Below are 13,433 nucleotides of genomic sequence, written 5' to 3' on the forward strand. Positions count from 1 at the left end.
CTAGCTCCCTGGCGAAGCGGTCGCGAGCGCCGGGATGAAAGCGCGTGCGTTGTCCCCTTCGACGAGCGCCGCCAGATCGTCCGGTAGTCCGAGTCCCGAAATCGTCCAGCGCCCGGTCGGCGGTATCTCGCTCGACGAGTAGGCGAAGGCCTCGTCGCTGCTGGCCAGGAAACGCAAGTACATCCGGTAGTCCTCGACATCCGGCGGCGCGCAGTCCGTACCGAGTAGGACCCGGTCCGGATGACGTTCGATCAGCGCCCGGGTGCGTCTCGGCTGGCGGCCGAGCTCGGCGATCCGCGCGGCCAGGTCGACGCGATAGTTCGGGCAGCGGTCGAGCATCTCCTCGACCCAATCGAGGTTCTCGGCGAGGCAACCGACGTGGGCGCCGATGAAGCGAACCTGCGGATGGCCGGCGACGACGGACTCGAACGCGTCGAGCAATCGCTGCAGCGGCGGGAACTCGGGTCCGTGAAAGTGCCAGTCAGGATGCCGCAGCAGCTCCTCCAGCCTCTCGTTGTGACGGTCGAGCGGCTGGAAGAAGGCCACCGGGTCGGCGGTATGGATGAGCGCCGGAACGCCGGACTCGGCCAGCGCCTCCCACAACGGCTCCAGGCGCGGATCATCGAGGAAGATCAACTCCGACCGCTCGTCGCGGACCCGCAGCCCGATGTCCTTCCACAGCTTGAGCCCCGCCGCGCCACGACGTACCGAATCCCTCAGCGAGGCAGCCATCCGGTCGCCCCAGCCCGGCGTCGAGGTGTCGGTCCAGTCGACTCGGGCGAATGTCACGAAGCGCCCGGGATAGCGACGGTCGTAGCGGTCGAGGTTCGCCTCGAGCTCGCCGGCCCACTCACCGTCGAGATTCACGATGGTCGCCACACCCGACTCGTCCATCGTCGCGATCAGCGCATCCGGATCAGGCACCCGCCAGACTCCGGTGTTACGTCGCCCGAGATGGTTGTGAACATCCACGATCGGCGCCGCCGGAGCCGTCACCGACGTCACCGCGGCACTCATCATCGACACCGGAGCAAAGTCCCGCAGCCGGATATCACCGAGTCCTTCGGCCATCGTCCCTCGATTCGCAGTTCGGATCAGAAACCAGCGAGACGAAGCTACGATCGACAGCAAGGACCTCCAACGAACTGATCACTCCAACTGATCACTCACCCGAAGCCACTCCGGTGAGGTATCAGACGCGCGGCCGCTTTCCTCCGAGGTATTGAAAGATTCAAGGGGGGACGTCATGGCTGAGGAACTTGAGATCATCGTCGAGGAGTATCAAGACGAATTGACCGAGCGGGTGCTGCACTGGCGGGAAACGCTGGTGCGGCATGACCGCGTCCGGGCGGAGCTGGGCGACGTCGACCCGGCCGCGCTGAGGGTTCTCGGCCCGACCTTGCCGGGACGAAAGCGGGACGAGAGCTCGCCCTTCGTCGCAACGATCTTCGACCCGCGGGAGAACCGGTCGGTCGAGGTGCGGGGCCGACTCGATGGCGATGACGTCGAGGTGACGACGAGTTCGTTCCGGCCGAATCCGAGCGGCCAGGAACTCGGCACCGCGCTCGAGGCGCTGCGTGAGGATCCGGAGTTCGCCGTACTGCGGGACCGGGACGACGTCGTCGTCTACCAGCCGATGCCGCCGCTGGCCGACGTCGAACAGGAGGACGGATCCGTCGTACGCAGGGTCGCACTCGGCGTGTTCGACCCGCGGTCCGATCGGCGGCATCGGTTCGCCGCCGTCGGTGTCAGCGATCGAGTCGTGGAGTGGGACCCCGAGCTCTCACATCCGCTGGACGGGGATTGCGAGGAACACCTGCCGGTCGGTGTGAACAGCATGCCCGACGGCGGCGGCCGCGACTGGGTTCGCGTCCGGGTACTGCGTGGCGGACTGGAGCTGTGGAACCTCGTGGTCGTCCGGCCGCGCGCGTCCGAGCCATCCCATTTCGGCAAAGGATCCGGCGTCGAACTCAAGTACGTCACCTACCGCGGCCGGCTGGTGCTCTGGCAGGCGCATGTGCCGATTCTCAACGTGCTCTACGACGACGGCGTCACGTACCGCGATTGGCAGAACCAGGAAACACCGTTCATCGCCAACGGCGTCGACCCGGTCGGACCGGGCTGGCGAGTATGTACGTCGCCACCGGCAACGATCCTCGAGTCCGGTACGGACGCCGGAAACTTCCAAGGCGTCGCCTTCTGGTACGAGGACGGCGAACTGCGGATCGTCAGCGAGGTCCAGGCCGGCTGGTACCGCTACATGTCGGACTGGCGGCTGCGCGACGACGGCACCATCGCACCGCGCTTCGGATTCGCCGGCACCCGCAATCCACGCACCTGCATGCCACACCAGCACCACGTCTACTGGCGCCTGGACTTCGACATCGAAGGCGCCGGCAACGACGTCATAGAGCAACGCGGCCTGATATTCCCCCACCTTCCACTGTGGTGGCGGCTCGTCCGGGAAACCAAGCGCACCCGCTCCCTGTTCGCCCGCCGCTGGCGTGTACTCGACTCCGTGAGCGGTCGCGGCTACGCCATCAACCCAGGAACAACAGACGGCACCGCCGACTCCTACGGCGTCGCCGACCTCTGGTTCCTGCGCTACCGATTCACCGAACTCGACGACGGCGTCAGCGTCGTCGGCGGAACACCAGCCGACACCCAATGCCGACTCGACCAGTACCTGACCGCCGAATCAATCAACTCCACCGACGCAGTCATCTGGTACGCCGGCCACTTCCGCCACGACGAGACCCACCCCACCCCCCACCAAGGCCACATCGTCGGCCCAGAACTACGACCCATCAACTGGTGAGCTGATCGCCGGCGCCTCGAATCTCCCTGATCTATACGTCTCGAAGATGTGAAAGTGGCTAAGGGCTCGCTGGTTTGCATTCGATTCGGTGACTACCGACCATCCAGGTCGTCGATCCGTCGTGCGTCCTGGCCTTCAGTGTGTAGCGACCTGTCCACATCTGTTTGTCGTCGACCACAACGCGCCGTGTGTCCTGCGACATCAGGCGGCGGTTCGGCCGGCTTGCCAGGTGTCCAGTTGATCGATCAGGACGGACGCTGCCAGATTGAAATCGACGAGTGCTTGCCGTGATCTGGTGACCGGCGCCTTCACCACCTCGTCCATGGCACGTTCCAGTTCGGACAGATGCCGCCTCCAACTCGGCAGCGAGTCGAGTACGTTGCCGACTCGTAGTTCCGCGATGGCCTGATGAGCTTCGCCGACCTTGGCCATGACATCTGCTTCAGCATTCTGTCGGCGAGCACTCACGAGGGTTTGAACGGCGCCCATGCAGGTGGCCAACTGCTTCCTTGCTTGATCAAGTCTCTGAAGCTCATCCGCGCGACGTTGTTCGGTGATCTGTCGCAACTCGTCCGCTTCCTGCTGACGTTTGCGAGCTGATCTCGAGCTGACCACTACCGCGGTCCCAGCGCCGGCAGCAGCAAGCAGCGAGATGCCATATGCGCCGTACACCACCGAATCATCAACCGCTGCAAGCGGAACAGCCTTCGGCATCACTCGCAACGTGCGATAGGAGACACCAACAGGCTCCGACAATGGCATGGTGCCGGCGTGCGCTTGGGCTACCCCAGGCAGGAAGCACGCGGCCGTTATCGCGACTGCCCCGCACAACCGGAGGAGCTTCCTCATTCCGACCCTCCCTTTTCGAGCTGGATCCGCTGCGCCGCCGTCCGCAAGCCTGTCAGCGTCTTGTCGAGAGTCTCAATGCTCTGGCCGGCCCGCTGCCTGTCGACGTGCCCTACCTTCGTCGCCTCGAACAGCTCTGCAACAGCTCCATTGACCTCCCCCACGAGTTCGACGCGTTCCTCCTCCTTGGCACCGAGGATCGTCCATGCATCACGCGAGGAGCTCCTGAGACTCTCCCACGCAGTTCTCGTAGCGGTAGTAATAGCAGCGATCTCGGTCGACTTCTTGCCCGGATAGCCCAGAACTGCTGCCTCGTTGAGAGTGGCTGCCGCTGCTTGCAGCTCCTGCGCGCTATCGAACAGCCGACGCACCGCGCCTTCTCTCGCGGTCGTCCGCTGATCCTCCAGCTCGTTCGTTCGCTTCCTCTTCGCCAGCCTCGTCGTCGTGAAGGCCGTAATCACGCTGGCAAGCACTGCGGCAACAGCCGCGCCGGTAAAGAAGGAACTTGCATCGAAGCCCGAGCTCGATGGCAACGGCCCTGGCGACGGTGATGGCGAGGCCGGGCCAACTCCAGCCAGCCACAGCACACATGAAGCCCACACCATGTTGCCGCCCCTCGAGGAGTACAGCAGCCCCAACCGCACATCGGAGCCCGCGCCAGTCGGCAACTGCGCAGCGCCGCAACGCGCGAGCCCTTCATCCACATATCGCCACACCTCCTGAACTCGTTACATACAGCTCAGACCACGATCGGCCATAAAGCGCGGGTTACAGGACAAGTCGTTGGCCGCGGGGTTGTCAGCGCCCCTGTCCACCCTCCCTGGGTGTCAACCGTCGGGAGACGACTGACAGCCTCGATGAATGGTGTCCACCAGCCGGGCCGGAGTCGTCGCCCTCTGCCGCAGTACAGCCCACACCGCGGCGCGGGCAACTCATCGAGCTGCTCATCGGTAAGCGGGTATTCAGCTCCGGGAGCGAGGTACTGTCTTCTCCGCATCGATGACGCAGGGGCACTATCGACCGATGAACTCAGCCCAGTACGCCAACAGGTTCTAGCCGGCGAAGTCTGGAACGGGCTTGCGTTGATGCGAGGTCATCTTGAGATCAGGCTCCGGCACGCTGTACCTGAACTCGAATCGGCCAAGGTGACCGCAGGGCAGCGTCGCAAACAACGCAATCACGGCCAGCCCGTCGAGGTGGATACCGCCTTGGAGGCTGTTGAGATCGCGACCACGGCCTTCGGCTCTTGCATTCGGCGGAGGGAAACCAGAGCGGATCGAACACCGAGTAGGCGCAACCTCATCCCGCTGATGCCCGGGGATCTAGGCCGGCGACACCGTATCGCCGTGATAGCAAGGCTACGTGTGCATCGAGCCCTCCTGGTTGCACTCTTGAGCGCTCCGACCAGAAGACGCGTTGGCACTCCGCTGGGGCAGCGAGACAAGAATCGACCCATAGCGGTGCCGATGGAGTCATTGGGCGGCTTCGACGACCGACGACCCCGCGTACGGTGATACATCAGGCGCCTGACGTGATTGCCGCGGATGCGGTCAGCGGCTCACCGATGAAGGAGTAGCGTCCGGTCTTCCACACCGGGACGGACTCGTCAGTCTCAGGGTTGTACCACCAGCATTTCTCCCACCACTGCGTATCGTCGAAAATCCAAGTGACACGCGTGTCGGGTTCGTACTGCCGGTTACTGGGCCAAACCCTGTCCTCGGGGTCCTCGGTCGGCTTTCGCTGTGTTCTGATCAGAACCGCATGAATGTCATGCCGCGGCTGAGTGCGCTCCCGATCGGCGTACACCTCGAGACGAGACGCAAGGACGGTGCTTACCCTCTGAGGGATCGACAGCACATAAGCATGAACTCGCAGTCCAACGCGCATTGCGCGGAAGAGGTTGCCTTCGCGAAATTCCGCACGCTGAGTGAGGCCTGTGCCCGCTCCATCTGCCCGATCAGTTTGTCCAGTACGTCCAGTCTTTCCCGCGCAATCTGGATCGACTGTCCCGCAATCTTAACTTCGGTCGCGTTGTCGAGCCCCCTCGCCACGCAAGTTCCACGTCCGGCAGCATCCCCTACTTCGAGGGTGGCGGTGGAAGGCGCCGGCGGCAAGGTTGTAGACAGGTTCGATTGCCGACGACTTCTCTGTATCCCGGAGCTGTTGCCAATCTCCGATACCCGCAGTCGGATCGCGGAAGCTGCAATGCAAACCGACGGCACTCAACGCTCGGTCCTAAAGGACTTGGCATCGATCGGTGCAGATCGCTCGTCGCCGTCGGTTCGAGCGAGCTGGTGCGCCAGCTGCGCCGGTGTGCTTGTCGACGATAAGCAGATGGCCGCCCGTGACGGTGTCTCCCGGCTGGCCCGCAGTACGGTCAACTCCCGCCGACGCTGGCTACTCCAGAGTGGCGAGGAACTGTGCAGTGCGGCGGGTGAAGAGGCGGGCTTCGGAGGTGGTGGAGGTGGTGTGGGCGGCGGTGGCGGCGGCTCGGATTGTGGCGAGTGGGGCGTTGGTGGCTTGGAGTTGGTGGGCTCGGATGAGGTGTAGGAGGCTCTCGGCGTAGCGCTGGCCGTGGGTGTCGAGGCTGAGGTCGGCCTGGTCTAGTACGACTCCGGCCTTGGACGGGGTTCCGGCCGCGAGGAGCATTTCGGCGTGGAGGGCGTAGAAGTAGGCCAGGCCGGTGCGCGGCGGGTTGACGAGGGTTTTGGCGATGATGGCTTCGGCCTCCTCGGCTGCCCCGGCCGGATCGTTGCCGAGCAGGGCCATTGCCCAGCAGCGTTCGATCCGGACGCGCGAGCCGAAGTAGGCGTAGACATGTTCGGGGTCGGCGGCTGCGGCGCGATCCGCTGCGTGCAAAGCCCAGACTGGATCGCCTGCCATTACGCCGGCCATCGAGGCGAAGTAGGCCCAGATCGAGAGCGCGAACGGATCGTCGGTGGCTGCCTCCAACGTGTCGAGCAGCTTCCGCGATCCGTCCAGGTCATCGAGGTGTACGGCGGTCAGCATGCCGTGCATCGGTGGCCAGTTCAGGTGCAGATCGCGTCGGAGTGGATCGGTCTCGCGGCGCGCGAGCTTGTCCAAGGTGTCGCGGTCGATGCGGTTCAGGCACCGGTAGGCCTCGCCGACATTGCCGATGTCCCACTGGTGAACGCCCCAGGCGCTGAGCCCGTACGCACGCACGACCGGGTCGGACGACGCCTCGCCATGATCGAGCAACCGTCGAGCCAGGCGCCCTCCGCGGTTGATCTGCATCCCTTGCGTACTGGCGATCCAGCGAGTGAAGAGGAAGTCGGCGGCGGTCGGCTCCCGGCCGAGTCTGCGCGCGACGGCTTCCGCGCGTTCCAGCAAGTCCGGCGCGGAACCGACGTACCCGACTCGCATGCCGACGACAGAGGTGAGCTGCGAGAGTGCGGACAGCTCGAGCTCCGGCAGGTCAGCTGAGCGGGCGATCCGGACCGCCCGCTCCAGGTGCCGCTCCGCCGCCTCGAATGCGGACTTGTTCGCGGCACAGCGGCCCGCGGCGACGAGAGCGTTCGCGATCCGCGCCGGTTCGACGAGCGGACCCGCGGCCCACAGGTGGTAGGCCAGTCGCTCGGCGACCTCCTCGCCGCCGACCGACTCGAGAGCGGTTGCAATCCGCAGATGCAGCTCGGTCGCCTGCCGCGTCGGCATGATGCCAACGACTGCCTCACGCACCAGGTCATGCGCGAACGAACACGAGAACGGATCACCGGCCACCGCGTCAATCAGACCGAGAGCCTGCAGTGGCTCGAGTCGCGCAAGGCAGATCTCGACGGTCAGACCGGCCGCCCGAGCGAGCAGGTCCAGCTCGACCTCCCGGCCGATCAGAGCGGAGAGCTGAAGCAGGCGCAGTACGTCGTCGTCCAGATCGGCAATCCGGTCCCTGACCACGTCCCGCACGGTCGACGGCGGCTCTGGCACCATCGCCGCGTCCTCCGTGAGCCCGCCCCGGCCGGTTAGATAGCGCGAGAGTTCACGGACGAAGAACGGGTTCCCCGCCGTACGCTCGAAGATTCGCCGAGTCACACCAGCATCGGGAACCGAGCCCGTCTCGCGGCGAACGAGCTCGCCGACCTCGGCGACGTCAAGCGGTCCGAGTCTGGTACGGCGATGGCCGGGCAGCCGACTCGCCGATGCGAGCGTCCGCGCCACCTCGGGGTGTGGAGCGGGTCCTCGATCCCGCAGCGCGCCGATCACGACCGCGCCGCCGGGCAGCCTGTCCACCAGGTGCGTGAACAAGTCCAAAGAAGCGACGTCGGCCCACTGCAGATCGTCGATGACGATCAGCACGGGTTGCCGCGCCGAGACCTTGCCGGTCATCGCAACCACACTCTCGGCGAGCCGGAACTGCGCACTGCTTCCCGGAGGCAGCTGACCGTCGAGTGCAGCGTCGCTCGGCTCCAGCAGACGCGCCAACTCGTCGTTCAGCACCGTCTCGCGTTCGCCTGCAGACAGGCGATCCGCGATCGCTCTGACGACTTGCACCCACGGCCACATCGACGGAGTACCGTCACCGGGAAGGCAGTTGCCCCAGACAACCAACGCTCCGCGGGCGCCCGCCTCGGCGGCGGCCTGCTCCAGCAGCCGGGTCTTCCCGACCCCTGGCTCACCCTCCACGAGTAGTACGCCGGAGCCGCCGCCGAGGGCCGAACCAACCAGCTGCCGCACCTGGACAAGCTCCTCCGCACGGCCGACCAGACCACCTCCCAATGACTCGCCGTCCACGAGCTGCCCCACCGACTGGGTTGTCGTACGGCGGAGTACGCGCTGCTGCGCAGCCTGCAAAGCCTCACCGGGGTCGATGCCGAGGTCCTCCGCAAGCCGGCCTTGAACCGTCCGATAGACCTCCAGCGCCTCCGCTTGCCGACCGGCCGCGCCCAGCGCACGCACGAGACTGGCCTGGACGGGTTCGTGCAATGGCGCCATCGTGGCGGCACGGCGCAGGGACGGCAGCACCTGCGTCGGGTGTCCCAACGAGATGGCGATCTCCGTGGCGGCGACGCAGGCATCGAAGTACTCGGCCGCCAATCCGGCGAAGATCGACTCCGCGCCCGGCCCGTGGTCCATGCCCTCGGCTGCCGGCCCGCGCCACAGGCGCACCCCGCGTGAATACCAGTCCAGCGCGGTTTCCGGATGCGACTCGGCCCCTGCGAGCGCGCAGTACTCACGGAAGTCGGCCAGGTCGAGCATGCCCGGACTGCTCGCGAACAGATAGCCGCTGCCGTGACGCTGCAAGTAGGACCCGCTTCCTCGCGCCGCGAGATCGGGCTCGAGCAGGCGGCGCAGCGAACCGACGTACTTGTGCAGCACGTTGAGGGCGCTCCGCGGCGGATCGTCTCCCCAGATCAGGTCGATCAGTTCCTGGGTGCTGGTCGGCTGACCCACCATCGCCAGGAGGAGAGCCAGCAAGTAGGCCTGTTGACGCGGACCGGTTGCGAGCTCGGCGCCGTTCCGCCACAGCCGCAGCGGCCCGAGGATCTGGAGGCGCAATCCAGCGTCGACGGACTCGCGACCGTCGTCGACGGAACGGATTGGCCCGGCCACGCAGGCTCCACCTGGGTCGATGAGACTGCTTCCTGCCTGACCATTGAAGCCCATCGCCGCGCCGGAAGGTAGTACGAAAAAGGTTGGCTCAGGCAACCGCTGCGCGGACCGGCGGTGCGACGCGCGGAACCGTCGCGGCAAAGAGCAGGAGACCGGTGACCGTGAGAACAAGTCCGGCCCAGACGGTCGACAGCGTGCCGAGTCCGGCGCTCAGGGTGATCGACCCGCCGATGGCTCCCAGTGCGTTCGCGAGGTTCAGCGAGGCGAGATTCAGTGCGCCCATCAGGGTGGGAGCCTCAGGCGCGTATCGGGTGAGCAGCACCTGGATTGTCGGGATGGCGAGCATCATGGTCGCGCCCACTCCGAACAGGGCGAGCAGCAGCACCCAGGTCGTTCCGCCGGCCGCCCCGATGGTGATCAGGAACAGCAGTACGCCGCCGTACCCGATGACGAGGCCACGGTATTCGTACCGATCCGCCAGCCGACCGCCGATCTGGTTGCCGACCGCCATGCCGACGCCGAACACGGCGAGCGCGATAGGGATCAGCGACTCCCCCGCCAGTGCCGCGTCGGTCACGAACGGGCCGATGAAGGTGTAGACGGCGAAGATGCTGGCGATGCCGAGCGCCGCGACCGTCATCACCACCCAGACCATTGGCCGGCGCAACGCCCCGAGCTCCTGCGAGACAGAGCCGCCGTCGAGGTCCCGTGTGGTCGGGACCCAGGCGAGGACAGCCGCGCCGGCACAGAGGCCGATGGCCGCGACCACGACGTACAGCGCCTGCCAGCCGACGTGCTGTCCGAGGAAGGTGCCCAGCGGCGACCCGATGATTGTCGCGACCGTCAGGCCACCCATCACGGTCGCGAACGCCTTGCCGCCCTTGCCCGGACCGTAGACATAGGCCGCGACTACCGCCCCGGCGCCGAAGTACGCGCCCTGGACGGTGCCGGTGATGAAGCGAGCGGCGATCAGCATGCCGAGGTTCTGTGCGATCGCCGAGAGGAGATTGCCGACGAGGAACAGCAGTGCGAGTCCGAGCAGGAGCTGTTTGCGGTTCTGCCGGGCCGCCAGGATCGTGATGGTCGGGGAGCCGATCATCACGCCCACGGCGTACGCGGTGACGGCGTACGTCGCCTGCGGGATCGTGACGCCGAGATCCGACGAGAACAACTGGATGATGCCGTTGCTCCCGAACTCGCCCGTGCCGATGGCGAACGTGCCGAGGGCCAACGCGAACAGCGTCAGCTTCGTGCTCCTGGTGTCGCACTCGGGCGTGTGCCGCCGCTCCTCGGCCGCGCACTGCGGTCGGTACGCGTGGGTCAGCAACAGACCGGTCCTTTCATAGCGGCGTCCTGCGCCACCGTACGAAGACGCAGTTGACACCCAGTGGATCCCGACTGAACGCGGTGTCCACTCGTCGTCAACGGCTCCGTTCTAGCGTTCAGGTCGCCGAACCACCCGAGAGGGGTCACTACGATGAGTGAACCGACCACGCCTGCGATCAGCCGGATGCACCACTTCGCCTTCACCGTCCGCGATCTCGAGGCGAGCATCGCCTGGTACCAGAGGGTCTTCCAGGCAACCGTCGTGAACGGCGACCTACCGCACTACGGGCGTGAGTGGACCGGATACGCAAACCTTGTCCTCGAGCCCCGGACCGGGGTAGCCGTCGGGCTGCACCACAACGAGGCCAACCAAGGCGAAGAGTTCGACGAGGTCCGGACCGGTCTCGACCACATCTCGCTGCAGGTCGAGGGCCGCGACGGCCTCGAGGCCTGGGCGGCGTGGCTCGACGAGCTGGGCGTCGCGCACTCGGGCATCCAGAGCCAGACCAAGCCGTTCGTCTACTCCACGATCGTCTTCCGCGACATCGACAACATCCAACTCGAGTTCGTTGCCGTCGACGCCTGAACAGCCCGCAGAGGCGGATCAGCGTCAGAGCAGGGAGTCGAGTGACTGCCTGGCGGCCGTGAGTTCGCCTGCTGCCTGGTTCAGGTAGGCGAGGGCCGCGGTCAGGTTGGCGTCGGCGCCATCCAACGCATCACGCCCGCTCTCCGAGACTGCCGCGAAACGCGTTAGTTCGAAGGATTTCATCAGGAGCGCCGCGGTCGACATCAAGCTGCGTAGTTCGTGGAACTCCCCCACCAGCGACTTCGCCGCGACTTCATCGGCCGGACGACGACGCAGTACGTCGACCGCCCGCCGCAACGCCTCACCCGCCTGCTGCAGCGCGTCCTCAACGCTGTGTGACATCCGCCGCCTCCGCCCCTCGGCATGCTCAACTGCGAGGCGGCAACATCATCAGACCGTTCCGGCGAATGGCAAGCAACTAACGACTGCTCTGCACGAATTGTGACTATGCCATCTCGCGTAGTCGCGCTTTAGCGCCTCGCTCCACGAACTCACCGCGTGCTACGACTGCTGGCCATCAGACCGGTGAGGGTGTGTGCTCCTGGACATGGCGGATGTAGCCCGCGACGTCCTCGGGGATGAGGCGGCCGATGGCTCCGCTGGAGTAGACGCTGACCATGACCTTGCCGTCGGGGTTCAGGACGAAGCCGGTGGACTCCAGGTACAGCGGGTCGTGGTGGACGAAAGCGCCGGTGAGGTCGGAGATTGCGCAGGCGTCGGCGCCGTACCCGACCGGGAAGGTCACGCGGTGTCTCTCCATCAGGCCGGCGGTTGTTGCTTCGTCGTCGACGGACAACGCTGCGACTCTGATCCCGACGTCGGCCAGGCTGGCGCGGGCACGCTGGAATGCACGCAGTTGGTGGTTGCAGTAGTTACACCACGATCCCCGGTAGAACAGCATCACGCCGTACTCGCCGTCGAACGCCTCAGGGACATTGACTACTCCCCCGCCGGGCACGGTCAGCGAAAGCTCTGGAAAAGCGTCGCCAGGTTGCAGCAAAGACACAGGCCGAACTCCTTGGTCAGATCCCGGCGAGCCGGAACTTGGCGTGGAACTCGGCCGCCAGGTCGTTCAGCTCATTGATGCCGTTGGCAATGAACGGGAGGGTGAGAATGACCTCGTCGACCCCTCCGGCGGCGAGTTCGGCGAGGTCGTCCAGGACCTGGTCGACGCTGCCTGTGTACGGCGCTCTTCCGGCCGCAGGCACCTCGCCGAACGGACTGAGTCCGACCAGGGACCGGCAGCTGAGCTCGCCGGGATCCCGGCCGTACTCGTCGGCCATCTTCAAGAGCTCGCGATACTTCGACGTCACGTCGGCCGGAGGCAAGAGGCTCGGCATCCAGCCGGACGCCCGTCGAGCCACTCGGCTTCGCGCCCGCCGGCTCGGGCCGCCCAGGAACACCGGGATCTGCTCGGCAGGCTTCGGCCCGACCTCGGCCGGATACACCGTGTACCGCTCGTTCTTGAACGAGACCGGGTCAGGGGCCCACATCGCGGCCGCCACGTCCAGGAACTCGTCCAATGCTGCGCCGCGTTCCGCGATCGGCCGCGGGGCCGTCGCGCTGAACTCGTCGACGGACCAGCCGCTACCCAGACCGGCGACGACACGGCCGCCGCTGGACGCCGCGATCGAGGCGAACGACCGAGCCAGCCGGAACGGCATGTGCAGCGGCGGGACCACGATCGCAGTACCGACCTCGACTCGGCTGGTGACGGCAGCTGCCATGGAGAGAGCGACCAGTGGATCCATCACCTGGCGGTACAGCTCCGGCCAGGTCCCGTCGCCGTACTCCGTGAGCTTGTGGATCCCGGTCTGATCCTGGGCGTACAGCACCCGCTCGAACACCCACACGCTGTCGTACCCGATCTCTTCGGCCGCCTTCGCTGCCGAGATCAGATCCGTGCCTGGGACGTACTGCCAGTTCTGCGGCAGCAACGTGCCGAGCTTCAATGCCATCAGATCGTCCTCACTGTGATCAGGTTTACCGGTACTACTCCGAACCGCCGCCCATGACCTCTTCATCGGGCTTCATCGCCATGTCCTTCAGCGACTCCTCGGACTCGGGATCGTTCTCGGTCGGCTCCAGCCTGGACGAGCGGACGACGGCTTCGCCTCGGTAACCATCCCTAGCCGTCCCCCGGGGGACGGCAGCCCCGGCCACGACTGCCCTCGTCGAAGAGCCTGACACCGTTCTGGGCGCTACCGAACTCCCGAACTCGTGTGGTGTCGCGGTACGGCTGCTCGGCCGCAGCAGCGAACGGGTTCAGGAGATGTTCCGTCGCACCTG

General features: G+C 65.9%; 11 protein-coding genes. 2 read left to right on the top strand and 9 right to left on the bottom strand.

The window, feature by feature from the left end; translation table 11 throughout:
- Positions 1–1,071 carry an amidohydrolase family protein gene (locus tag ACFWUU_RS38100; RefSeq protein WP_380183209.1) on the bottom strand — a complete coding sequence of 357 codons (1,071 nt, stop codon included), beginning with the start codon at positions 1,069–1,071 and terminating at the stop codon, positions 1–3.
- Positions 1,072–1,246: 175 nt separating this feature from the next.
- On the opposite strand from ACFWUU_RS38100, the gene ACFWUU_RS38105 reads away from it, so the two are divergent.
- Positions 1,247–2,818 carry a hypothetical protein gene (locus ACFWUU_RS38105; RefSeq protein WP_380183211.1) on the top strand — a complete coding sequence of 524 codons (1,572 nt, stop codon included), beginning with the start codon at positions 1,247–1,249 and terminating at the stop codon, positions 2,816–2,818.
- A gap of 201 nt (positions 2,819–3,019) precedes the next feature.
- On the opposite strand, the gene ACFWUU_RS38110 is transcribed toward ACFWUU_RS38105, so the two are convergent.
- From ACFWUU_RS38110 to ACFWUU_RS38125, 4 genes are all read right to left on the bottom strand, one after another.
- Positions 3,020–3,532, bottom strand: a complete 513-nt coding sequence (locus tag ACFWUU_RS38110) for a hypothetical protein (RefSeq protein WP_380183213.1) — start codon at positions 3,530–3,532, stop codon at positions 3,020–3,022.
- A gap of 131 nt (positions 3,533–3,663) precedes the next feature.
- Positions 3,664–4,368 (bottom strand): hypothetical protein, encoded by a 705-nt coding sequence (locus ACFWUU_RS38115; protein WP_380183215.1) that lies wholly within the window; start codon positions 4,366–4,368, stop codon positions 3,664–3,666.
- A gap of 1,693 nt (positions 4,369–6,061) precedes the next feature.
- Positions 6,062–9,232, bottom strand: a complete 3,171-nt coding sequence (locus ACFWUU_RS38120; protein ID WP_380183217.1) for an ATP-binding protein — start codon at positions 9,230–9,232, stop codon at positions 6,062–6,064.
- 88 nt (positions 9,233–9,320) lie between these two features.
- A complete protein-coding gene (locus tag ACFWUU_RS38125) occupies positions 9,321–10,559 on the bottom strand; it encodes an MFS transporter (RefSeq protein WP_380183219.1) in 1,239 nt (412 codons plus the stop codon).
- A gap of 150 nt (positions 10,560–10,709) precedes the next feature.
- Between ACFWUU_RS38125 and ACFWUU_RS38130 the strand changes: the two genes are divergently transcribed.
- On the top strand, positions 10,710–11,144 hold the full coding sequence (locus ACFWUU_RS38130; RefSeq protein WP_380183221.1) for a VOC family protein: 435 nt from the start codon (positions 10,710–10,712) through the stop codon (positions 11,142–11,144).
- 24 nt (positions 11,145–11,168) lie between these two features.
- On the opposite strand, the gene ACFWUU_RS38135 is transcribed toward ACFWUU_RS38130, so the two are convergent.
- The 4 genes from ACFWUU_RS38135 to ACFWUU_RS38150 all read right to left on the bottom strand — a co-directional run bounded on the left by ACFWUU_RS38135 (position 11,169) and on the right by ACFWUU_RS38150 (position 13,307).
- The gene (locus tag ACFWUU_RS38135) at positions 11,169–11,486 is read right to left on the bottom strand and encodes a hypothetical protein (protein ID WP_380183223.1); all 318 of its coding nucleotides are present in this window, start codon (positions 11,484–11,486) and stop codon (positions 11,169–11,171) included.
- A 175-nt stretch (positions 11,487–11,661) separates the two neighbouring features.
- Positions 11,662–12,150: a redoxin domain-containing protein gene (locus ACFWUU_RS38140; RefSeq protein ID WP_380183225.1), complete on the bottom strand. Its 489-nt coding sequence runs from the start codon at positions 12,148–12,150 to the stop codon at positions 11,662–11,664.
- Positions 12,151–12,166: 16 nt separating this feature from the next.
- Positions 12,167–13,102 (bottom strand): TIGR03619 family F420-dependent LLM class oxidoreductase, encoded by a 936-nt coding sequence (locus tag ACFWUU_RS38145; protein WP_380183228.1) that lies wholly within the window; start codon positions 13,100–13,102, stop codon positions 12,167–12,169.
- Positions 13,103–13,136: 34 nt separating this feature from the next.
- Complete coding sequence (locus ACFWUU_RS38150) at positions 13,137–13,307, bottom strand: hypothetical protein (RefSeq protein ID WP_380183231.1); 171 nt, start codon at positions 13,305–13,307, stop codon at positions 13,137–13,139.
- Positions 13,308–13,433: the final 126 nt, after the last annotated feature.

The sequence above is a fragment of the Kribbella sp. NPDC058693 genome (genome assembly GCF_042715335.1).
Taxonomy (GTDB): Bacteria; Actinomycetota; Actinomycetes; order Propionibacteriales; family Kribbellaceae; genus Kribbella; species Kribbella jiaozuonensis.

What these genes read in the sequence shown, in the direction of transcription:
- ACFWUU_RS38100 (WP_380183209.1), bottom strand. Translation starts at nt 1,071, where the DNA reads ATGGCCGAAGGACTCGGTGATATCCGGCTGCGGGACTTTGCTCCGGTG.
- ACFWUU_RS38105 (WP_380183211.1), top strand. Translation starts at nt 1,247, where the DNA reads ATGGCTGAGGAACTTGAGATCATCGTCGAGGAGTATCAAGACGAATTG.
- ACFWUU_RS38110 (WP_380183213.1), bottom strand. Translation starts at nt 3,532, where the DNA reads ATGCCGAAGGCTGTTCCGCTTGCAGCGGTTGATGATTCGGTGGTGTAC.
- ACFWUU_RS38130 (WP_380183221.1), top strand. Translation starts at nt 10,710, where the DNA reads ATGAGTGAACCGACCACGCCTGCGATCAGCCGGATGCACCACTTCGCC.
- ACFWUU_RS38135 (WP_380183223.1), bottom strand. Translation starts at nt 11,486, where the DNA reads ATGTCACACAGCGTTGAGGACGCGCTGCAGCAGGCGGGTGAGGCGTTG.
- ACFWUU_RS38145 (WP_380183228.1), bottom strand. Translation starts at nt 13,102, where the DNA reads ATGGCATTGAAGCTCGGCACGTTGCTGCCGCAGAACTGGCAGTACGTC.